The sequence below is a fragment of the Rhodococcus sp. SBT000017 genome (genome assembly GCF_003688915.1).
Taxonomy (GTDB): Bacteria; Actinomycetota; Actinomycetes; order Mycobacteriales; family Mycobacteriaceae; genus Rhodococcoides.
In genome coordinates this window covers 3,204,604-3,224,111 of record NZ_REFU01000001.1, presented here as the reverse complement: position 1 = coordinate 3,224,111, position 19,508 = coordinate 3,204,604, and the positions used below count along the sequence as shown (strand labels likewise).

At 64.6% G+C, this 19,508-nt stretch carries 22 protein-coding genes; 16 read left to right on the top strand and 6 right to left on the bottom strand.

The genetic code is table 11. From position 1 onward, the window contains the following. Positions 1 to 25: 25 nt before the first annotated feature. The gene (locus AYK61_RS14985) at positions 26 to 1,984 is read right to left on the bottom strand and encodes a M13 family metallopeptidase (protein ID WP_121871364.1); all 1,959 of its coding nucleotides are present in this window, start codon (positions 1,982 to 1,984) and stop codon (positions 26 to 28) included. A 54-nt stretch (positions 1,985 to 2,038) separates the two neighbouring features. Here AYK61_RS14985 and AYK61_RS14980 point away from each other — a divergent pair, with 54 nt between their 5' ends. The 4 genes from AYK61_RS14980 to AYK61_RS14965 all read left to right on the top strand — a co-directional run bounded on the left by AYK61_RS14980 (position 2,039) and on the right by AYK61_RS14965 (position 6,305). Next, on the top strand, positions 2,039 to 2,653 hold the full coding sequence (locus tag AYK61_RS14980) for a TetR/AcrR family transcriptional regulator (RefSeq protein ID WP_121872772.1): 615 nt from the start codon (positions 2,039 to 2,041) through the stop codon (positions 2,651 to 2,653). Then, positions 2,650 to 3,528: an ABC transporter ATP-binding protein gene (locus AYK61_RS14975; RefSeq protein WP_121871363.1), complete on the top strand. Its 879-nt coding sequence runs from the start codon at positions 2,650 to 2,652 to the stop codon at positions 3,526 to 3,528. The genes AYK61_RS14980 and AYK61_RS14975 overlap by 4 nt, the downstream gene beginning before the upstream one ends. After that, complete coding sequence (locus tag AYK61_RS14970; RefSeq protein WP_259468073.1) at positions 3,525 to 5,108, top strand: ABC transporter permease; 1,584 nt, start codon at positions 3,525 to 3,527, stop codon at positions 5,106 to 5,108. Before AYK61_RS14975 ends, AYK61_RS14970 begins: the two co-directional genes overlap by 4 nt. 105 nt (positions 5,109 to 5,213) lie before the next feature. Further along, complete coding sequence (locus AYK61_RS14965; RefSeq protein WP_237669590.1) at positions 5,214 to 6,305, top strand: GGDEF domain-containing protein; 1,092 nt, start codon at positions 5,214 to 5,216, stop codon at positions 6,303 to 6,305. A gap of 38 nt (positions 6,306 to 6,343) precedes the next feature. Here AYK61_RS14965 and AYK61_RS14960 read toward each other — a convergent pair whose 3' ends face one another. Next, a complete protein-coding gene (locus tag AYK61_RS14960) occupies positions 6,344 to 6,613 on the bottom strand; it encodes a DUF4190 domain-containing protein (protein WP_237669588.1) in 270 nt (89 codons plus the stop codon). A gap of 88 nt (positions 6,614 to 6,701) precedes the next feature. Further along, positions 6,702 to 7,466, bottom strand: coding sequence for a pirin-like bicupin family protein (locus tag AYK61_RS14955; RefSeq protein WP_121871361.1), 765 nt, complete (start codon positions 7,464 to 7,466; stop codon positions 6,702 to 6,704). A 157-nt stretch (positions 7,467 to 7,623) separates the two neighbouring features. On the opposite strand from AYK61_RS14955, the gene AYK61_RS14950 reads away from it, so the two are divergent. From AYK61_RS14950 to AYK61_RS14935, 5 genes are all read left to right on the top strand, one after another. After that, complete coding sequence (locus AYK61_RS14950) at positions 7,624 to 9,009, top strand: maltokinase N-terminal cap-like domain-containing protein (protein WP_121871360.1); 1,386 nt, start codon at positions 7,624 to 7,626, stop codon at positions 9,007 to 9,009. 115 nt (positions 9,010 to 9,124) lie between these two features. Continuing rightward, positions 9,125 to 9,292, top strand: coding sequence for a hypothetical protein (locus tag AYK61_RS27340; protein WP_170945796.1), 168 nt, complete (start codon positions 9,125 to 9,127; stop codon positions 9,290 to 9,292). Between the two features lie 95 nt (positions 9,293 to 9,387). Further along, positions 9,388 to 9,885, top strand: a complete 498-nt coding sequence (locus AYK61_RS14945) for a GtrA family protein (protein WP_183130291.1) — start codon at positions 9,388 to 9,390, stop codon at positions 9,883 to 9,885. A 128-nt stretch (positions 9,886 to 10,013) separates the two neighbouring features. Continuing rightward, a complete protein-coding gene (locus AYK61_RS14940; protein WP_121871359.1) occupies positions 10,014 to 10,970 on the top strand; it encodes an acyl-ACP desaturase in 957 nt (318 codons plus the stop codon). A gap of 63 nt (positions 10,971 to 11,033) precedes the next feature. Further along, a complete protein-coding gene (locus AYK61_RS14935) occupies positions 11,034 to 11,738 on the top strand; it encodes a M50 family metallopeptidase (RefSeq protein WP_121871358.1) in 705 nt (234 codons plus the stop codon). Positions 11,739 to 11,755: 17 nt separating this feature from the next. Here AYK61_RS14935 and AYK61_RS14930 read toward each other — a convergent pair whose 3' ends face one another. Next, a complete protein-coding gene (locus tag AYK61_RS14930) occupies positions 11,756 to 12,238 on the bottom strand; it encodes a YdeI/OmpD-associated family protein (protein ID WP_121871357.1) in 483 nt (160 codons plus the stop codon). Positions 12,239 to 12,354: 116 nt separating this feature from the next. Here AYK61_RS14930 and AYK61_RS14925 point away from each other — a divergent pair, with 116 nt between their 5' ends. After that, positions 12,355 to 12,957: a YdeI family protein gene (locus AYK61_RS14925; RefSeq protein ID WP_121871356.1), complete on the top strand. Its 603-nt coding sequence runs from the start codon at positions 12,355 to 12,357 to the stop codon at positions 12,955 to 12,957. 19 nt (positions 12,958 to 12,976) lie between these two features. Here AYK61_RS14925 and AYK61_RS14920 read toward each other — a convergent pair whose 3' ends face one another. Next, entirely contained in the window at positions 12,977 to 13,555 is a 579-nt protein-coding gene (locus tag AYK61_RS14920; protein ID WP_121871355.1) for a TetR/AcrR family transcriptional regulator, read from the bottom strand. 56 nt (positions 13,556 to 13,611) lie between these two features. Here AYK61_RS14920 and heR point away from each other — a divergent pair, with 56 nt between their 5' ends. The 3 genes from heR to AYK61_RS14905 are packed head-to-tail and all read left to right on the top strand — an operon-like array spanning position 13,612 to position 15,175. Further along, complete coding sequence (gene heR, locus AYK61_RS14915) at positions 13,612 to 14,394, top strand: heliorhodopsin HeR (protein WP_121871354.1); 783 nt, start codon at positions 13,612 to 13,614, stop codon at positions 14,392 to 14,394. Continuing rightward, positions 14,391 to 14,999: an SDR family oxidoreductase gene (locus AYK61_RS14910; protein ID WP_121871353.1), complete on the top strand. Its 609-nt coding sequence runs from the start codon at positions 14,391 to 14,393 to the stop codon at positions 14,997 to 14,999. The genes heR and AYK61_RS14910 overlap by 4 nt, the downstream gene beginning before the upstream one ends. Continuing rightward, a complete protein-coding gene (locus tag AYK61_RS14905) occupies positions 14,996 to 15,175 on the top strand; it encodes a hypothetical protein (RefSeq protein ID WP_121871352.1) in 180 nt (59 codons plus the stop codon). Before AYK61_RS14910 ends, AYK61_RS14905 begins: the two co-directional genes overlap by 4 nt. On the opposite strand, the gene AYK61_RS14900 is transcribed toward AYK61_RS14905, so the two are convergent. Further along, entirely contained in the window at positions 15,172 to 16,575 is a 1,404-nt protein-coding gene (locus tag AYK61_RS14900; RefSeq protein WP_121871351.1) for a GntP family permease, read from the bottom strand. The two genes, AYK61_RS14905 and AYK61_RS14900, sit on opposite strands and share 4 nt — an antisense overlap. A gap of 234 nt (positions 16,576 to 16,809) precedes the next feature. On the opposite strand from AYK61_RS14900, the gene AYK61_RS14895 reads away from it, so the two are divergent. The 3 genes from AYK61_RS14895 (at position 16,810) to AYK61_RS14885 (ending at position 19,502) form a co-directional block, all read left to right on the top strand. Beyond that, on the top strand, positions 16,810 to 17,670 hold the full coding sequence (locus AYK61_RS14895) for a lysophospholipid acyltransferase family protein (protein WP_259468193.1): 861 nt from the start codon (positions 16,810 to 16,812) through the stop codon (positions 17,668 to 17,670). Between the two features lie 96 nt (positions 17,671 to 17,766). After that, positions 17,767 to 18,750 carry an ATP-binding cassette domain-containing protein gene (locus AYK61_RS14890; protein ID WP_121871349.1) on the top strand — a complete coding sequence of 328 codons (984 nt, stop codon included), beginning with the start codon at positions 17,767 to 17,769 and terminating at the stop codon, positions 18,748 to 18,750. Then, entirely contained in the window at positions 18,747 to 19,502 is a 756-nt protein-coding gene (locus AYK61_RS14885; protein WP_121871348.1) for an ABC transporter permease, read from the top strand. The genes AYK61_RS14890 and AYK61_RS14885 overlap by 4 nt, the downstream gene beginning before the upstream one ends. Positions 19,503 to 19,508 lie beyond the last annotated feature (6 nt).

The following is a 19,508-nucleotide window of genomic DNA, read 5'->3' as shown; positions in this document are numbered from 1 at the left end:
TCCCTCCCCATTGCCCTACTCGGAACTACCAGATCCTGACGCGCTTCCCCGGCTCCAAGTACAGCGCATCTCCGGGCTGTACGTCGAATGCTTCGTGAAAACTGTCGAGATTTCGCACGACGCCGTTGCAGCGGAACTCCGGCGGTGAGTGCGGATCGACGGCGAGTCGACGGATCGCCTCGGCGTCGCGGGCCTTGGTGCGCCACACCTGTGACCACCCGAAGAACACGCGTTGCAGTCCGCTCAGGCCGTCGAGCACCGGGGCTTCCTTGCCTTCGAGCGAGATCTCGTAGGCGGCGACGGCGATGGACAGACCACCCAGGTCGCCGATGTTCTCGCCGATGGTGAACTCCCCGTTGACCTTGTGGCCGGGCAGTGCTTTGGGCTCGAACTCGTTGTACTGCTCGATCAGTGCTGTGGTGCGCTTGCCGAATTCGGTGCGGTCGTTGTCGGTCCACCAGTCGACCATGTTCCCGTCACCGTCGTACTTGGCACCCTGATCGTCGAAACCATGACCGATCTCGTGGCCGATGACGGCTCCGATTCCGCCGTAGTTGGCGGCGTCGTCGGCCTCGGGGTCGAAGAACGGTGGCTGCAGAATGGCTGCAGGAAAGACGATCTCGTTCATGCCGGGGTTGTAGTACGCGTTGACGGTCTGCGGCGTCATGAACCACTCGTCACGGTCGACGGGTCCACCGAGCTTGTCGAGGTCGCGCTGATAATCCGCGGTGTAACCGCGGCGGTAGTTTCCGAGCAGGTCGTCGGCGACGATCTCGACGCCGGAGTAGTCGCGCCAACGATCGGGGTAGCCGATCTTGGGGGTGAACTTGCCCAGCTTGTCCAACGCCTTCTCGCGCGTCTCCGGGCTCATCCATTCGAGCTCGGAGATGTTGCGGCGGTAGGCCTCGGTGAGATTGTCGACCAGCACCTTCATCCGAGCCTTGGAGTCGGCCGGGAAGTGGCGTTCGACGTAGAGCTTGCCGACGGCCTCGCCGAGCACATCCTGAACCAGGGAGACGCCGCGCTTCCAGCGCTCGCGGTTCTCCTCCGTTCCGGTCAGCGTCGTTCCGTAGAACGCGAAGTTCTCGTCGACGATGGCGCTCGTCAAGAACGGTGCCCGTGAATGCACGACGCGCCAGGCCAGCCACGCCTTCCACGCTTCGATGTCCTCGGAATTCCACAGCGAGACGAAGGTGCTCAGGAACGGAGGCTGCCGAACCACGATCTCGGCGAACTGCTCGGTGGTTGCGCCGAGGCCGGAAATCCATGCGGCCCAGTTGAATCCGGAACCGTTCTGAACCAACGTATCGTAGTCGACGAGGTTGTAGCTCTTCTCGGCGTCACGCCTGGCGACGACGTCCCAGTGGCCTGCGGCGATCTTCTGCTCGAGGTCGAACACCGTCTGCGCGTCGTACTCGATGCCGCTGAGTGCGAACATCTTCGAGATGTGCTCGACGTAGCTCGAGCGGATCTCGGCGTACTCGTCCTGGCGGTAGTACGACTCGTCCGGCAGGCCGATTCCGGACTGGCTGAAGTGCACGAGGTAGCGATCGGACTGCTTGGCGTCGGTGTCGACGTAGTGGCCGATGGCGCCGCCGACGCCCGTGCGCTGCAGGGAGCCGAGAACGCCTGCGAGGGTGACGAGGTCGGTGGCGTCGGAGATGGCAGTGAGTTCGTCGGCGATCGGCGTGACGCCGAGTTGCTCTGCGCGATCGGCGTCCATGAAGCTCGAGAACAGGTCGCCGATCTTCTGCGCGTCGCTGCCCGCGGGCGGGTTCGCGTCGGCCGACTCTTCGATGATGGTCTGGACGTCGACCTCGGCACGGTCGTACAAGGTACGGAATGCGCCGTCGACGGCACGGTCGGCCGGGATGGCGTACTCCTCGAGCCATTTGCCGTTGACGTGCACGAACAGGTCGTCCTGCGCGCGTGTGTTCTCGTCCTGGTAGCTGAGATCGATGCCCGAGTTCACTACTGAAGTCATGCGTCCATCTTTACACTCTTGCGCTTGTTTGAACGGGTGTTTAATGTGCTGTACATGCGTACAGCATCGGAGGATCTCACCACCAGGGCTCGGATTCGCGACACCGCGATCGGCGTCTTCGGCTCGCAAGGCTTCACCGCAGGCGTGCGGTCCATCGCCACAGCGGCGGGCGTCTCTCCCGGGCTGCTCAATCACCACTTCGGGTCCAAGGACGGGCTGCGAAGGGCGTGCGACGAGCATGTCCTGCGAGTGATCCGAGAGTCGAAGGCGGCGTCGGCGGCACCCACCGGAATGATGGAGCAACTGGCTCGCATGGACGAGTACGCGCCGCTCGTCGCCTACATCGTGCGGAGCTTCTCCGCGGGCGGCACGTTGGCGCGAGAGTTGTTCGAGCACATGGTCGACGACGCCGTCCGCTATATCGACGACGGGGTCCGCGAGGGTCGTTTCACCCCCAGCCGAGACCCCGCGGCACGCGCCCGATTTCTGACGCGACAGAACGTCGGTGGACTGCTGTTGTACGTGCAGATGGCCGGCCCCGACGTCGACTTCCGCGAGGCCCTGAGCGCGCTCGGCGACGAGATCACCCTTCCTGCGCTCGAGCTCTACACCGACGGGTTGTTCACCGACTCCCAGGCTTTGGACACCTATCTGGAGGCCACGTCATGACCGAAGCAATCTCCGTGGACGGGCTGGTGAAGACGTTCGGGTCGGTCCGCGCGCTCGACGGACTGGACCTGCACGTGCCGACCGGTGAGGTGCACGGCTTCCTCGGCCCCAACGGGGCCGGTAAATCCACGACCATCCGTGTACTGCTCGGGCTCGTCCGCGCGACGTCGGGGCAGGTGCGCTTGCTCGGCGGCGACCCGTGGGCCGACCCCGTGGCGCTGCATCGACGCCTGGCCTACGTCCCGGGTGATGTGACACTGTGGCCGTCGCTGACCGGCGGCGAAGTGATCGATCTGCTCGGCCGGATGCGCGGCGGAATCGACACCGCCCGCCGCGCCGAACTGCTCGAACGGTTCTCCCTCGACCCCGGTAAACGCACCCGTACCTACTCCAAAGGCAATCGGCAGAAGGTCGCGCTGATCTCCGCCCTTGCCTCCGACGTCGAGTTGCTGATCCTCGACGAACCCACCTCGGGACTCGATCCGCTGATGGAGCAGCATTTCGGCGACTGCGTGAAAGATGCTGCCCGACGCGGAGTCACGGTGCTGTTGTCGTCGCACATCCTGTCCGAGGTGGATGCGCTGTGCAGTTCGGTGACGATCGTGAGAGGGGGACGGACGGTCGACACCGGGACCCTGGCGTCGATGCGACACCTGACCCGCACGACGGTCACCGCCGATCTCGAGCGCATGCCCGACGGTCTCGCCACGCTCGCGGGGGTGTCCGAAGTCCGAGTCGAGGGATCCTCCGTCACCTGCACGGTGGAGAACGACGCCCTTGCGGCGACGATGCACGTACTCGCCGACGCCGGAGTCCGCGGCCTGGTCAGTTCCGCTCCGACGCTCGAAGAACTGTTCCTGAGGTACTACGCATGAACGCCCTGACCGGCACGGGCGCTCTGCTGCGGTTGTATCTGCGCCGCGATCGTCTGGTGGCACCGTTGTGGATCGTCCTGCTCGGGGCTCTCCCGCTGCTCTACGCGGTCAGCTTCGAAGGGCTGTATCCGACGGCTGCGGACCGTCAGGCCTTCTATCTCGGCACCCTGTCGACGCCTGCGCAGGCAGCGCTCGTCGGCCCGATCTTCGGCAGCGACCTGGGCGCTCTGGTGTCGTGGCGCTCGGGGGCGGTGCTGGCGCTGGTTCCGCTGGCGGCGATCCTCACCGTGGTTCGGCACACCCGAGGCGAGGAGGATGCGGGTCGAACCGAGCTGATCGGATCGACGGCTGTGGGTCGGTACGCCGGGTTGGCCGCGGCGATCGCGCTGGCGGGCGGCGCGGTGGCGGCGACGGGCGCGTTGTCGTCGATCTCGCTGTGGGCGTTCGGCCTCCCGGTGGCCGGGAGCATCGCGTACGGGGCATCGGTCGTTGTGGTCGGAATCGTCTTCGTCGGCTGCGCGGCAGTGGCGGCACAGGTGGCGTCGGGCGCGCGGGCGGCTCGCGGTTACGCCCTCGGCGTGCTGGCCGTGGCGTTCGCGGCGCGTGCGATCGGCGACGCAGGCTCGGGCACCCTGTCGTGGTTCTCGCCGATCGGCTGGTCGGCGCAGGTGCGGCCGTTCGCCGACGAGAGGTGGTGGCCGATGCTGATGTCACTGGCCGTCGCGGCGATGTTCCTCACCGCTGCGCTCGCTGCTGCCGAGCGTCGCGATCTCGGTAGTGGACTGTTGGCCGAACGCCGTGGCCGAGCAACGGCGGACCGGTCACTGGCCGGGCCAGTTGCGCTCGCCTGGCGACTGACTCGCGGCGCGACCGTGGGTTGGACCGTCGGCATCGCCCTTTTCGGCATCGCCATCGGTTCGTCCGCCCACGGCATCGGTGGGCAGCTCGGCAGCAGTGCCGTCATCAGCGACGCACTGGAGAAGTTCGGTGGCAGCACCATCGAACAATCGTTCATCGCCGCCGTACTGAGCATCGTGGGCGTCGTCGTAGCGGCATACTCGGTCTCGGCCGTGCTGCGGCTGCACAGCGAGGAGGAGGCGGGGCTGGCCGAGATCGTGCTGTCCACCGGCGTCTCGCGCCTGCGGTGGCTGGCAGGTCACCTCCTGTTCGCCGTCCTCGGTCCAGCGCGGCTGCTGCTGGTCGTCGGCCTCACCATCGGCCTGACGTACGGGTCGGCCACCGGCGATATCGCAGGAGAACTGCCGTCCGTCCTGCTCGGCGCACTGGGTCAGCTGCCGGCCGTGTGGGTGGTGACGGCCATCGGCGTGGCCCTGTTCGGTGCTGTTCCTCGATTCGCGACCGTCCTGTGGGCCGTTCTGGGCGGCTTCGTTGCCCTCGGCCAGGTCGGGTCGGTGGTGGGCCTGCCGCAGCCGTGGCTCGATCTCTCGCCCTTCACTCACGTTCCGCGATTGCCGGGAGCAGAACTCGCCCTCGCGCCGATCGGGTGGCTCGTCGTGGTCGCCGTCGTCGTCGGTATAGGAGGTTTCACAGCGTTCCGACGAAGAGGCATCCGAGCGTGACGTCGGTCGGATAGCATCAGCGGTGGTCGATTTGTCCGGCCCGGTCCAACATGGTGGCGTCCTGTCGGGTCCGTGATCTCTGAGCCGAACGCGCATGGAGGTTACGTGCAATCGACATTCCTGCGCACGTGGTGGAACCAACCGCACAGCTACGAGTCGGTGGTGAGCTACCTCGGATTGCACGGTGCGCTCGCACCGTATCGCCTCGCTGCTTCTCTGAGCACGTTCCTGTACGGACTCGGCGCAGCCGCTTTGCTGTTGCTCACCGACGCCCCGCCGACCTCTGCGATCGGTCGGTCGATCTTCGTCGTTGCGATCGTGTCGACGCTGCTGGTCGGTGTCGCCTGGTTGAAGGGTCCGTGGCCGTCGAAGCGGGTGTCCCTGATGTTCGCCGCGTACTCGGACATCGGAGTAACGCTGATTCTGTTGTCCTACGGATCGCCTCAGACCGTCTTCTTGGCCCTCGCGATGCTCGCAGCCAACAGCGTCTACGTCCAGCTCTTCCACAGTCCGAGGGTCATGGCGCTGCATCTGCTGTGGGCCGCAACCGCCGTGACGCTGTTCTTCGTGCTGATCTTGCTCTCGCCCGACGCCGATCACGGTCTGGCCATCGCGCAACTCGTGGTGCTCGTCCCCATCACGTTCATGGGCCCCACCTTCTTCCAGTACCTGCTCCTCAAACTGCAGGTCCAGGCGCAGGCGGCCAACTTCGACCCGCTCACTCAGGTGCGCAACCGAAGAGGGCTCGACGAGGCACTACCGGTGTATTTCCTCGGTGCGGCCGATGTCTCGGTGATGGTCGTCGACGTGGACCGTTTCAAGTCGATCAACGACAGATTCGGTCACCACCAGGGGGACGCGGCTCTGCAGCTCATCGCACGTCGGTTGACGACGGACGGTGTGCTGGTTGCGCGGGTGGGCGGTGAGGAATTCGCGGTGGTGACCAAATCGGCCGAGAACGAGGCCCTCGCTCTGGCCGAAAAGTATCGCTGTGCCGCGTATTCCGCGGACGACTCCGCACCCCTGACGGTGAGCATAGGCGTCGCACACTGCACGTATCCGATCTCCGAAGACATCGGTTTCGACGTCGTCGAGCTCACCACGGCTGCTGCTGCGACGAGCCGACGCGGCGATGTACGAAGCCAAGCAGCAGGGCGGCAATCAGGTGGTCGTGGCGGGCTCGACGCCCCGAAGTGATTGGACTCCGTCGGGCACCGAGACGTGAGTGCGGCGACTCAGTTCGGAGTCGAGTCGTCGAACCTGTTCTCGATGTTCTGCTGAAATTCGTCGGCACATTGCTGTTGCGCCGCTGTGTCGCTGCCTGCTCTGTAGACGCACTCGGTGAAGTCCTGGCCACCACCTGCGTTGAACAGACCGACGCCGACGACGACGAGAACGATGGACAGCGCTGCGGCCACGAAACCGAGAATGATCGCGAAGAGTGACACGGTGCCGTTGGTGGCGGTGCGCTTCTTGTACCTGGACCGTCCGACGAAGCCGAGCACGATGGCGATCAGGCCGAGCAGAATTCCGCCGACGATGATCCAGGAGAACCACGAGCTCCCGTGATCAACGTGTCATCGAACACCGATGTCAACCGCCGAGTCGCGAATGCATCTCCCAGATCAGTACCTCGGCCGGCTCGGTAGCGGTGATACGTTGTCCACCAGTCGAACTCATGCGGACGGCGTCACCCTCCCAGAGCTCGCCCACTCCCTCGAGCGTGACGGTTCCGCGCGCGACGAACAGGTGCACGAACGGGGCGTCGGGCACCGTCACCGAGGTTCCGGGCAACAACCGTGCCGCGTGCAGCGCTGCCGACTTCTGGCCTATGGTGATCGCAGCCTGACCACGATGCTTGTCCATCCCCGACGCGACGGTGACCAACCCGCCTCGCAGTAATTCGTCGCCGATCTCGAGCTGCTCGTATCCGGGCGTGGCACCGGGACTGTCCGGAATCACCCACATCTGCACGAAGCGAACGGGTTCGGTGTGCCTGTTGCCGTCGATGCTCCAGGAGTCGTTCTTCTCGGAGTGCATGATGCCCTTGCCTGCGGTCATGCGTTGCGCGAGGCCGGGATGGATGATTCCGGAGTGTCCGATGGAATCCTGATGCACCAGCGAACCCTGCATCACCCACGTGACGATCTCCATGTCGCGATGCGGATGTGTCTCGAAACCCTGACCGGCAGTGACGATGTCGTCGTTGTTGACCAGCAACAGTCCGTGATGGGTGTTGTCGGGGTCGTAGTGCTGGCCGAAGGAGAACGAATGTTTCGAGTCCAGCCAGGACACACGGGTTTTCGATCGATCACCGGCGCGGTGTACGTCGATGTGGGCGGTCAGTGGAGCGGACATGTGACCACTCTACGAGCATGTCTGTGCACCGGCGTACGACCTGCATAACGTTCGGGTGTCTTTGCGGTCGGTGTGTGAGCCTCGCCGGGAGTGGGTAGGTTTTGCTGCGTACGGTCACAAGCTCCGCAAACTCCCCCGAAGGCGGCGAGAGATTCTCATGGTCGGTTCCAGCTCGAGTGTGGCACGCACGGTCGAAACCCAGCTCGAGGATGCTCTGGCGGCGTGGTTGCCAGGTCAACGGTGGTTCGGCGCAAAGGGATCGACGGTCGGTGCGGTGCGGATCGTCGCGCGCGACGTGCTTCGGGACGAGCCACATTTCGCGGCCGAGCATCTGCTGGTGGAGGTGCAGTTGACGCAGGACGGTGCGGCCGTCACACAGACCTACCAGGTGCCCCTCGGTTTCCGGACCGAACTGACCGACGACCTCCGACCGTGGATACTGCCCGTGGCAGGCGAGGTGGCGGTGTTCGACGCTTTGCGCGACCCCGAGATCATCGGCCTGTACGGGGATGCACTTGCCGCCGGAAAGGCCACTGGCGGTATCGAATTCAAGATCGTCGACGGTTCGAGTGTGCCGAGCGGTCTGCGCGGTCGGGTTCTGGGGGCCGAGCAGTCCAACACATCGGTGATTCTCGGTGATCTGCTGTTGCTCAAGCTGTTTCGTCAGGTGCCGCCGGGCATCAGCCCCGATGTGGAACTGCATCGCGCGCTGGCCGAGGCGGGGAGCGTCAACGTCGCGCCGCTTCGGGGCTGGCTCGAAGCCGAAGTCGACGGTGAACCCACCACGCTCGGCATGGCCCAGGATTTCGCCGCGAACTCCGCCGAGGGCTGGACTGCGGCGCTGGCCAGCGTGCAAGAGGTGTTCGATTCTCCGCAGACGCCGATCGAAGAATTGCCCGCCGATTTCGCCCCGGACGCGCATCGAATCGGAGCAGCTGTGGCGCAGGTGCACCACGACCTGGCATCGCAGCTCGGTACCGCCGAACGGTCGGTGGAATCGACCGCCGTCGAGGAGATCCTTGCCCGTATCTCGGGAGTGGCGCGGGTGGTGCCGGAGATCGCGCAGTACATCCCGGCGGCGACCGCTCTGATCTCGCGGGCGGAGGCGTCGAACAGCACCACGGTGCAGCGCATCCACGGCGATCTGCATCTGGGGCAGGTGCTGGGCACTCCCGAACGGTGGCTGCTCATCGATTTCGAGGGTGAGCCGGCAAAGACCCTGGCCGAGCGTCGGCAGATGGACAGCGCTCTGCGTGACGTGGCGGGAATGCTGCGCTCGTTCGACTACGCCGCCAACCACCTGCTGGTCGATCTGCCCGAGGATCTGTCAGCGCGAGAGCGAGCCGAGAAGTGGGCGGCCCGCAGCATCGCGGCATTCTTCGACGGATACGCCTCGGTGGCCGGGCACGATCCCCGCGATGAGTCCGACCTGTTGCGCGCATACGAGCTGGACAAAGCCGTGTACGAAGTTCTGTACGAGGCACGCAACCGGCCCACCTGGCTGTCGTTGCCGATGCGGGCCGTGGCGCGCCTGGTGAGCTGACCCTGTAGTTACGACCCAGGGGTGCGGGAGTGGAGCCTGCAGTAACGACCCAGGGGTGCACGTCGACCGGCCTGTCTACGACAAGTACCGTATTGCCTGACACGGGAGGCAGGACATGAACGGTATCTTGGCAATTTTCGGCATCGCGGTGGTCGTCATCACCATCGTCGTAGTGGTCGTGCTCGTTGCGGTGTTGTTCGTCGCATCGATCAAGCCCGACAGTCTCAACATCGACCTGGACCGTAAGAAGCGCGCTCGGGAAGAAAGTTCCACGAAGGCCTGAGACTTCCGTCACGTCCGAGACCGATTCGTTCGCGGGCGGAGTTGTATCGAGTCGAAGCGCCGACCGACGCTTCCGGTTCTACAACTGGAGTCCTCGTGAGCACTTCCCTGAAAGTTCCGGCTGCGTCCGGGTCGCCGGGTTGTGCGCCTCGCATCAGGTCGCGGATGCTCGGGGAGTCGGTGCTCGCTCAGTTCACGCGCTTCGTGATCGTCGGGGTATCGAGCAACGGTGTGTACGCCCTGTTGTTCGTCGCTCTCGCTTCCCTCGGATCGTTCACTGCCAACCTCGCAGGTGTGGCCGCAAGTACCGTCCTTGCCAACGAGCTGCACCGTCGTCACACCTTCCATGCAGCCGGTCGTGTCGGTTGGTTCCAGACGCAATGGGAAGCCGGGGGACTGGCACTGATCGGTTTGGGCCTGAGTACCGCATCACTGGCCGCCGTGCACATCCTGTTCCGGGCAGCGGCGACGTATCTCCAGGTTCTCGTCGTCATCGCTGTGAGTGGCATCTTCGGAGCCGCCCGGTTCCTCGCTCTTCGTGGCTGGGTGTTCCGCGCACCGAACTTCTCCGGCCTCGAACCTGCCCAGAAATGACCTGTGACGTCGCACCACGCGGTGTCGGCGTCGGTTGCTACCTCTAACAGAATCTGGGCAAGGCTCCACGTGATGCGCATCGATCGCCCTAGGCTTGCGAGCTGACGTCAACGCGAGGAGGCATCTCGATGGCCAGGGATCTGACACAGCTCGAGCTTCTGCAAGAGCTGGTGCCCACTGCCGAGGACAATGTGAACCGTCACATTTCGATGGCGCGGGAGTGGCACCCTCACGACTACGTTCCGTGGGACGAAGGCCGTAACTTCGCCGCACTCGGCGGCCAGGACTACGACCCGGAGCAGTCCAAGCTCTCCGACGTCGCACAGGCCGCGATGATCACCAACCTGCTCACCGAGGACAACCTGCCGTCCTACCACCGTGAGATAGCCGAGAACTTCTCCCAGGACGGTGCCTGGGGAACCTGGGTCGGTCGCTGGACCGCCGAGGAGAATCGCCACGGCATCGTCATGCGCGACTACCTCGTCGTCACCCGCGGCGTCGATCCCGTCGCCCTCGAAGAAGCCCGCATGATCCACATGACCAACGGGTTCGCTTCGCCGGCAGGGTCGCAGACGGGCCTGCTGCACTCGGTCGCGTACGTGACCTTCCAGGAGCTCGCCACCCGCGTCTCGCACCGCAACACCGGCAAGGTCTGCGACGATCCGATCGCCGACCGCATGCTCCAGCGCATCGCGGCCGACGAGAACCTGCACATGATCTTCTACCGCAACATCACCGGCGCGGCGATGGACATCTCGCCCGACCAGACTCTCGACGCGGTCTCCGACATCGTGACGAACTTCGTCATGCCCGGTGCCGGGATGCCGAACTTCCGCCGCAACGGTGTGCTGATGGCCAAGCACGGCATCTACGACCTGCGTCAGCACCTCGAGGACGTCGTCTGGCCGGTGCTGCGCAAGTGGAGCGTCTTCGAGCGCAACGACTTCACCGCACGCGGTGAGAACAAGCGCGAAGAACTCGCCGCGTTCCTCGAAGACCTCGAACGTCAGGCCACCAAGTTCGAGGAGATGCGCGATCGCTCCCTCGCCCGCGAACGCGCGAAGGCCGAAGCACGCCCGTCCTGACCGTCCCAGGTGAACGGAACTTCGTAGTCTCTGCTACGAAGTTCCGTTCACATAGGGTGTGGTGTGAACGAATTCTGGGACCGCATCTCCGCGGTGAGTCCTGATCCGCCGGTATGGATCGTCCAAGTCGCCGCCTTGGCGGCTCTCGTCATCGTGGCGCTTCCGCAGACCTGGCGGATCGCGCGCAACGTGGTCACCATTGCGCACGAGGGCGCGCATCTGTTCGTCGCACTGATCACCGGTCGTCAGCTGATGGGCCTGCGGTTGCATTCGGACACCTCGGGCGTCGCGATCTCCAAGGGCAAGCCCACCGGCCTCGGCGTCATCGCGATGACCTTCGCCGGCTACGTGGGGCCGTCGCTGCTCGGTCTCGGTGCCGCGTTCGTGCTCGGAACCCAACATGCAGTCGCGGTGCTGTGGATCGGCGTCGTGTCGATTGCGTTGATGCTGTTGATGATTCGCAACATCTACGGGCTGCTCTCACTTGTCGTCGTCGGCGCCGCCCTGTTCGTCGTGTCCTGGTGGGGCACCGGAGAGCAACAGGTCGCTGCGGCGTACTTCATCACGTTCTTCCTGCTGATCGCCGGTCCGCGTCCCGTTCTCGAACTGCAGAAATCACGCAGCGCAGGACGGGCTCGGGACTCCGACGCCGATCAGCTGGCCCGGTTGACCTTCCTCCCCGGCATCGTCTGGGTCGGCCTGTTCCTGCTCGTCACCGTCGGCTCACTGGCGTTGGGGGCGTGGCGAATTCTCGTTCCGGTGCAGTGACTGCGGGCCTGGGCACCTCAACTGTCCGGCTGCGGTTTCTCCGTCAACATCCCGACCAGTCGCGCTACGCGGACTGCTCGGGTCTGCTCTCGCGCAGCGTTGTCGATCGGCATCAACAACTGACGCCGCTCGCTCGGCCGCTTCCGCTCCCACGCGGATGTGCAATGTGCCGCCTCCATCGCCTCCGCGACGTCCTGCGGCACCGGCACCAGATCGGGGTCGGCCGGTTCGAATTCGCACGACACCAAGTCGCCGGGGCGCACGCCCAACCGACGCTGAAGAGCTGCACCGATGTAGACGAACGACCCGGGCAGCACCTTCGAATCTGCTTTGTTGAGACCGAGATTGAGACTCAGTCCGTCGATCGAACCGTCGATCCGGCGAGTCGGCCACCGCTCCGCTGCCTCGACCAATCGAGTCGGAACACGGATGATCGTGTACGTGTTCTTGCCCCACGTCAACGGTTCCAGCACTGCGTCGAATCGAAAGCGCTCACTCACGAATGCCTCGCATCATCGACACGACTGAAGGGAATTTCGCCCATAATCGCAGCATAAACGAGTGGTTGTCTCCGAGACAGTGACGGACTGTCGAGGCAGTGAGGGAAGGGATACGCATGGCCGTCATGGACGACGCACCGAGGGTGCATGCCGAGACACGTGCGCAGTGGCGGACGTGGCTGACCGCCAATCACGGAACTTCGGAATCCGCGTGGCTGGTGTCGTGGAAGAAGGCCACTGGAAAACCGGCGATCAGCTACGACGACGCCGTGTCGGAAGCACTCGCCGTGGGGTGGGTCGACAGCCGACCGCGCAAGCTCGACGACGAGCGAACCATGCTGTATTTCTCCCCCAGGAAGCTCACCAGTGCATGGTCCCGTCCGAACAAGATTCGAATCGAGACCCTTCGAGATGCGGGCCTGATGTTGCCGGCGGGGGAGAGCGCCGTCGAGGCTGCCGTCGCCAATGGATCATGGACCGTCCTCGACGAGGTCGAGGATCTGATCGTTCCCGATGACCTCGCGGCTGCCTTCGCCGAATATGCTGGCGCGGAGAACAATTGGAACCAATTCCCACCGTCCGCGCGTCGCGGGATTCTGGAGTGGATCGTGACCGCCAAGCGGCCCGAGACCCGAGCCGCACGAGTGCACGAGACTGCTCGGCTCGCATCGATCGGCGAGCGCGCAGCTCGATGGCAACCCAAGCGCGACCGACAGTGACAGTCGGGGTCGCGGACTGTCACGAGCGAAGCGATCCTCGAAAGAGTATGTCCAGCAATTGGCGTCGCGCCTCGGTAGGCGACATCTGTTCCTCCAGCACGTGAGACGTCATCGAGGTGATCCCGGCGATGACAAGACCGGCCAGCATCTCGACGTCCACGTCGGCCCGAAGACGTCCTTGCCTGTCCAGAGCCGACAGCAGCCCGTATACGTCTGCGCGGAACCGTTCGATGTGCCCGGTGACGGACTGCGGCGGCGACCCAAGGGCGGCTGTCGTGAGCAGGGCCCTCGTCGGAGATTCGACGAAATAGATCAACTGCAGGTCGATGTAGTCACCCAGCACTGTCATCGGATCCGAACCTGCACCCTGCTCCAGTACGTCCTGGAGCTGCGCCTCGACGCGTACTACTTCCTGCTCGACCCAGGCCTCCAGAATCCGAGACACGTCGGGAAAGTAGCTGTACAGCGTCGGCCGCGAAACCCTTGCGCGCGCGGCTACCGCGGACATCGTCATGCGGCCGGTCCCCTGCTGGTCGGCCAATTCGATCGCTGCGAGCATGATCCGTTCGCGCGCGGACAGCTCTTTGTTCGCCGTCACAGCGTCCTCCTGCCCGATCCTTGTCAGCAGCCTTACAATCTGTAAGGCTAACGGACATGGCACGTACACCGCACCCGGCCATCGCCACCGAGCACACACTCTCGCCGAACAGGCTGAGCCGACTCCGCATCTGGAACCTCTCACTGTCCGTGCTGCATGCTGTTCAGGCCATCGCGGTGCTCGTCATCGCATCGGACTTCGCCATCGATGTGACCACCGCGTACCCGGCGGGACCACCGGGAACGGTGGTTCCGCAGGCGCAGGAAGCGTTCGCTGTTCCCATCGGCATCGCCGTCGCAGTCTTCCTCGCACTGGCGGCGGTGGATCACTTCGTCACCGGAGCACCGCTACGAACATCGTACGAACGCAACCTCTCTCGCGGTGTCAACCCATTCCGGTGGCTCGAGTACAGCGTCAGCGCCACGATAATGGTGGTCCTCATCGCCCTGTACGCCGGCATCACGCAGATCAGCGCGCTCATCGCGATCGTGGGTGCCAACGTCGCCATGATTCTGTTCGGTTGGCTGCAGGAGCGTTTCGACCGACCCGGACAGCGACCGGACCTCACCGCGTTCTGGTTCGGCTGTGTCGCCGGTGCCGCACCCTGGGTAGCGATCACTGTGAACCTCGTCGGTGCCTCGGAGGTTCCCGGGTTCGTCTACGGAATCTTCTTCTCCCTGTTCGTCTTCTTCATGAGCTTCGCGGCCAACCAATGGCTGCAGTACCGAAGGATCGGGCCCTGGAAGGACTACGCGTACGGCGAGTTCGTCTACCTCGTACTGAGCCTCGCCGCGAAATCCGCTCTGGCCTGGCAGATCGTGGCCGGGTCGCTCGCATGATCGGACGTCGAAGGCCACACCTGAAGCCCAGCGACGACGACGTCGTTCTCATCACCGGCGCGACGTCGGGCATCGGAGCCGGACTCGCCACCCGGTTCCACGCGCGCGAAGCCCACGTCGTCATCACCGGGCGCGACCCCGAGCGCCTGAGCGCGATGGCCGCGGAACACCCCGGCATGACGGCGATCGTCATGGACGTCTGCGACCCGGAATCCGTGCGCCGCGCGATGGCCGACATCGCCGCATCGATTCCGCATCTGACGACCCTGATCAACAACGCCGGAGTTCAACGCCCACTGGACTTCTCGGCGCAGGAGCGGCCGGCGATCGCCGAGATCGCCGACGAGATCGCCACCAACTTCACCGGACTCGTCGACGTCAGCTCGGCAGCGCTGCCCCTCCTACGCCTGGCCCCTCGCGCACGGGTGGTGCACGTCGGCTTCGGCCTCGGCTTCGTTCCACTCGCCGGCGCTCCCGTGTATTCCGCGACCAAAGCAGCCGTTCATTCGTTCACCGTCAGTCTCCGGCATCAACTGCGCCGAACCACCGTTCAGGTGGTCGAACTCGTTCCGCCGGTGGTCGACCACCGTTGCACCGCAGCATGAAGAGCGCGCCGCCGATGGCGATGCCGTTGGAGAAGTTCCTCGACGCGACGATGGCCGGACTCGACAGCGGCCGCGACGAGATCGCCATCGGACTGGGCCGAGTGTCGATCATCGGGTCGCGGCTCGCGCCGTCGATCCTGCTCGGACTCATCAATCGAGACGGTCCACCCCGCTAGAACACCACCCACAGCAGCGACGCGAGTGCGAAAATCGCCAGTCCGAGTGTGGTTTCCATGACGGTCCAGGTTTTCAGTGTGGTCTTCTCGTCCATGCCGAAGAAGCGGCTGACGAGCCAGAAGCCGGAGTCGTTGACGTGAGAGAGAACGGTGGCTCCTGCAGCGAGCGCGAAGACGAGCAGCGCGATCTTGAAGTTGCTCAGATCCAGCTCCGCCACCTGCACCGAGATCAGCCCGGCGGTGGTGGTGAGCGCAACGGTGGCCGAACCCTGCGCGACGCGTAGCGCGGTGGCGATCAGGAAGGCCTGCAACAGAATCGGCAGTCCTAGATCGGACAACGAGGAGGTGAGGGACTGCCCGATGCCACTGGCCCGAAGCACACCTCCGAACATGCCGCCGGCACCGGTGATCAGGATGATCGAGCAGATGGGCCCGAGAGCCTGATCCATGTACTTGGCACCGTCGGCCACCGGGAAGCGCCCCGGCGCGAGGATGAACAGAGCCAGGAGCAAGGTGATGAGCAGTGCGATAGGTGTCTGACCGATGAGCGTGAGGGCAGCGGCCCAGGTCTCGTCTCCGGTCAGCACGCCCGAGGTGGTCAGAGTATTGACCACGGTGTTGAGGGAGATCAGCACCAGAGGCGTCAGCAGAATGAACAGCACCGCGGCGAACTTCGGAGCCGGATTGCGTAGTGCAGCCATCTCCTTGTCGTGCTCCTCCGAGGCGGGTGCTCCGCCGGAGAAGATGTCGGCGGGCAAGGTGTGGAACCGCTTGCCGAGCTGGGTACCGACGAGGTACGAGCCGACGAACCACGAGATGACGGCGACGGGGACGCCGACCAGCAGTACCGATCCGATATCTCCGCCGAGAAGCTCGGTGGCGGCGACGGGACCGGGATGCGGGGGAACGATGGCGTGCATCGCCGCGAACGCGCCCGCGGTGGGGAGTGCGTACAGCAGCACCGATCCACCGAAACGTTTGGCGACGGTGAAGATGATCGGCAGGAACACGACGAGCCCGGCGTCGAAGAAGATGGGGAAGCCGAAGATGAGTGCGGCGACACCGAGGGCGAGCGGTGCGCGTTTGGCACCGAAGCGGTTGATCAGGGTATCGGCCAATACTTGTGCGCCACCGGTGATTTCGAGCAGTCTGCCGACCATCACGCCCAAGGCGACGAGTAGGGCAACCGATCCGAGCGTGGAACTGAAGCCCGAGAGCAGGGCCGACGGTACGTCTGTCAGCGGAATTCCCGCCGCGACAGCGGTGACCGCGCTGACCAGGACGAGTGAGACGAAGGCGTGCAGCTTCACCTTCATGATGAGGAACAGCAAGATTGCTACGGCTGCGGCTGCGATCAGCAGCAATACAGTCGTTCCGTATGCCGGTTCGATCGGATCCATGGGGGTTACCTCGTTCGTTCGGCTCGAATTTCGACCATATCGGACAGTCTGCAAGCCCCGTGGGGTTACGAGCTCCGGTCGTCGGTCGACTCGGGTGCGGTGGAGTACGGTGCCAGTATGAGTGATGGGGATCACGTAACGGGTGGGGATCGCACTGGAGACTCGCCGGGGGAACCGACGACGGAACAGTTGCGCGAGCAAGCGCAGCGGTACGCCGCCGCCGCGCGCCTGAAGATGAAGGAGCGACGGGCGAACGCGTCCGGTGGTCTCGGAGCCGTTGTTGCCGAACGCGCAGGCGGCTGGGACCTCGACGATCAGAACACCGTCGCGATGGACCGTCAGCAGCGGCTGTGGAACGGGGTGATGGACCGGTACTTCCGAATGGAGATCGACGGTTGGGAGACCATCCCCGAGTCGCCGGTACTGGTCGTGGGGGTGCATTCGGGTGCGCCGTTCGTGTGGGACGCGTGGACCGTCGGCGCGCAATGGTGGCGACACTTCGGCGAGAAGCGGATTCTGCACGGCACCGCGCACGATGCGCTGATGGCGTTCCCGTTGATCGGCAAAGTCTTTCGATCCATGGGCGTGCTGCCCGCGGCACCGGACTCGATGTCGACGGCACTGGCCGAGGGTCGGGACGTCATCGTCTGGCCGGGTGGTGAGGTCGATTCGTTGCGGCCCTGGAGCAAGCGCGACGAGGCCACTCTCGGTGGTCGAACCGGTTTCATCAAGCTCGCCATTCGGATGGGTGTACCCATCGTGCCGGTGGCGACGGTGGGTGGGGCCGACGCGATGCCGGTACTGATACGCGGTGACAAGCTGTCGAAAGCGCTGAAGCTGGACAAGATTGCACGGTTGAAGGTGTTTCCCATCGCGATCTCGCTTCCCTGGATCATCGCGCCCGCCGCGCTGCCACAGGTTCCGTTGCCCGCCAAGATCCGTACCCGTTTCATGCCGCCGATCGAACTGGACCACGATCCGGCTCGGTGCGAGGACGAGGCGTACGTCGAAGCCAAATACGACGAGGTGCGCGCGAGCATCCAGTCCGGGATGGACGCCCTCGCCAGCAAGCGAAAGTTTCCCGTCTTCGGCTGATTCCTCGCGGTATCGGCAACGCGGACCGAAGCTGACCGCGATCGTTTCTAGCGTCTCCGTCGTAGGGATTCACCGCTACGACGAGGGGCGTCACAGATGATCGAAACATCGGGATTGACCAAGACTTTTCGGCAAGGCAAGAAGACCGTGGAGGCGGTGCGCGGCATCGATCTGACGATCGGTGAGGGAGAACTGGTGGCTCTGCTGGGTCCCAACGGGGCCGGCAAGTCGACCACTCTGCGCATGCTGACCACCCTGCTGTCACCGACATCCGGCTCGGCGCGGATCGCCGGATTCGACGTGACCAAGGATCGGGATCGCGTCCGGCGCAGCCTCGGCTACGTGGGACAGGGCAACGGCGCGGGCCACAATCAACGCGTCCGGGACGAGCTCGTCGTGCAGGGCCTGTGCTACGGCATGACGCGTCCGCGATCACGCAGTCGCGCAGACGAATTGATCGAGGCGCTCGAGCTCGGCGAGCTCGCCGGCCGTACGGTCTCGACTCTCTCCGGTGGGCAGCGTCGGCGGCTCGACATCGCGCTGGGTTTGGTGCATCGGCCACCCCTGCTGTTTCTCGACGAGCCGACCACCGGCATGGATCCGCAGAGCAGAGCCAATCTGTGGGACCACATTCTGCGGCTCAGACGCGAGATGGGCACCACCATCGTGCTCACCACGCACTATCTCGACGAGGCCGATTCCATGGCCGAGCGGGTGATCGTCGTCGACCGCGGCACCGTCATCGCCGACGACACCGCCACGGCGCTCAAGTCCGAACTGGCAGGCGATCTCGTCGTCCTCACCGTGTCCGACGCGTCGGCGCTGGCTCCGCTCCTGGCCGGGGTTGCCGGTATCAAGGACGTGACGGTTGCGGGTTCGAGGCTGAACATTCGAGTCGATCGCGCCGAGTCGGTGTTGCCGGAGTTGCTGCGAATCAGTGAATCTCACCGCATACGGGTGCTCACGGCGGACATGACGAGGCCTACTCTCGACGACGTGTTTCTCGGCCTCACCGGGCGCAGTCTGCGCGAGAGCGCCGCGACACTCGACAACGCAAGCATGGCAGGAGAACTGCGATGAACGTTCTCTCCGGAAGCACGTTGGTGATGGGCCGCGAACTGCGGCCGATGGTCCGCGATCCGTTCACCGTCATCTTCAGCCTCATCCAACCCCTGATCCTGCTCGCGCTGTTCGGCCCACTGCTCACCGATGTTCCCGGTCTCGGGGACGGAAGTGTGTGGGACTGGTTCGTTCCCGGTGTGCTCGCGATGATCACCATCTTCGGAACGTCCATGACGGGCTCGAATCTGTTGGCCGAGTTGCAACAGGGGTCTCACGAACGAATGCTGGTGACACCGTTGCCGCGATCGGCGCTGCTCGTCGGGCGCGCGTTCAAGGAAATGGTGCCGCTCGCCGCACAGGCCGTGCTGATCGTTCTGGTGGCATTACCGCTCGGCCTGTCCGTGAATCCGATCGGTGCCGCCGTCGGAATCGTGCTTCTCGGTGTGTTCGGCGTCGGACTCGGTGCACTGTCCTATGCATTGGCTCTGGCTGTGCGCGGGCAGGATTGGGTCTTCTGGTCCATCCAGCAGACCTTGATGTTCCCGCTGCTCATCCTCTCCGGCACGATGCTGCCGCTGACGGCCGCCCCGGGGTGGATGCAGTTCCTGGTGAACATCAACCCCCTCGGATATCTCGTCGACGCCGAACGTGCACTGTTCGCCGGCGACTTCGCGAGTTCGACGGTGACGGCAGGTGTCGTCGCGGCCGCGGCCACTGCGGCGGTCGGACTTGCCGTCGGGATCCGGGCTATGGGTTCCTCGCGGGTGTGAGGCTAA

What these genes read in the sequence shown, in the direction of transcription:
- AYK61_RS14895 (WP_259468193.1), top strand. Translation starts at nt 16,810, where the DNA reads ATGAAGGAGCGACGGGCGAACGCGTCCGGTGGTCTCGGAGCCGTTGTT.
- AYK61_RS14955 (WP_121871361.1), bottom strand. Translation starts at nt 7,466, where the DNA reads ATGTCCGCTCCACTGACCGCCCACATCGACGTACACCGCGCCGGTGAT.
- AYK61_RS14890 (WP_121871349.1), top strand. Translation starts at nt 17,767, where the DNA reads ATGATCGAAACATCGGGATTGACCAAGACTTTTCGGCAAGGCAAGAAG.
- heR (WP_121871354.1), top strand. Translation starts at nt 13,612, where the DNA reads ATGGCACGTACACCGCACCCGGCCATCGCCACCGAGCACACACTCTCG.
- AYK61_RS14885 (WP_121871348.1), top strand. Translation starts at nt 18,747, where the DNA reads ATGAACGTTCTCTCCGGAAGCACGTTGGTGATGGGCCGCGAACTGCGG.
- AYK61_RS14970 (WP_259468073.1), top strand. Translation starts at nt 3,525, where the DNA reads ATGAACGCCCTGACCGGCACGGGCGCTCTGCTGCGGTTGTATCTGCGC.
- AYK61_RS14900 (WP_121871351.1), bottom strand. Translation starts at nt 16,575, where the DNA reads ATGGATCCGATCGAACCGGCATACGGAACGACTGTATTGCTGCTGATC.
- AYK61_RS14925 (WP_121871356.1), top strand. Translation starts at nt 12,355, where the DNA reads ATGGCCGTCATGGACGACGCACCGAGGGTGCATGCCGAGACACGTGCG.
- AYK61_RS14985 (WP_121871364.1), bottom strand. Translation starts at nt 1,984, where the DNA reads ATGACTTCAGTAGTGAACTCGGGCATCGATCTCAGCTACCAGGACGAG.
- AYK61_RS14905 (WP_121871352.1), top strand. Translation starts at nt 14,996, where the DNA reads ATGAAGAGCGCGCCGCCGATGGCGATGCCGTTGGAGAAGTTCCTCGAC.
- AYK61_RS14940 (WP_121871359.1), top strand. Translation starts at nt 10,014, where the DNA reads ATGGCCAGGGATCTGACACAGCTCGAGCTTCTGCAAGAGCTGGTGCCC.
- AYK61_RS14950 (WP_121871360.1), top strand. Translation starts at nt 7,624, where the DNA reads ATGGTCGGTTCCAGCTCGAGTGTGGCACGCACGGTCGAAACCCAGCTC.
- AYK61_RS14975 (WP_121871363.1), top strand. Translation starts at nt 2,650, where the DNA reads ATGACCGAAGCAATCTCCGTGGACGGGCTGGTGAAGACGTTCGGGTCG.
- AYK61_RS27340 (WP_170945796.1), top strand. Translation starts at nt 9,125, where the DNA reads ATGAACGGTATCTTGGCAATTTTCGGCATCGCGGTGGTCGTCATCACC.
- AYK61_RS14980 (WP_121872772.1), top strand. Translation starts at nt 2,039, where the DNA reads ATGCGTACAGCATCGGAGGATCTCACCACCAGGGCTCGGATTCGCGAC.
- AYK61_RS14910 (WP_121871353.1), top strand. Translation starts at nt 14,391, where the DNA reads ATGATCGGACGTCGAAGGCCACACCTGAAGCCCAGCGACGACGACGTC.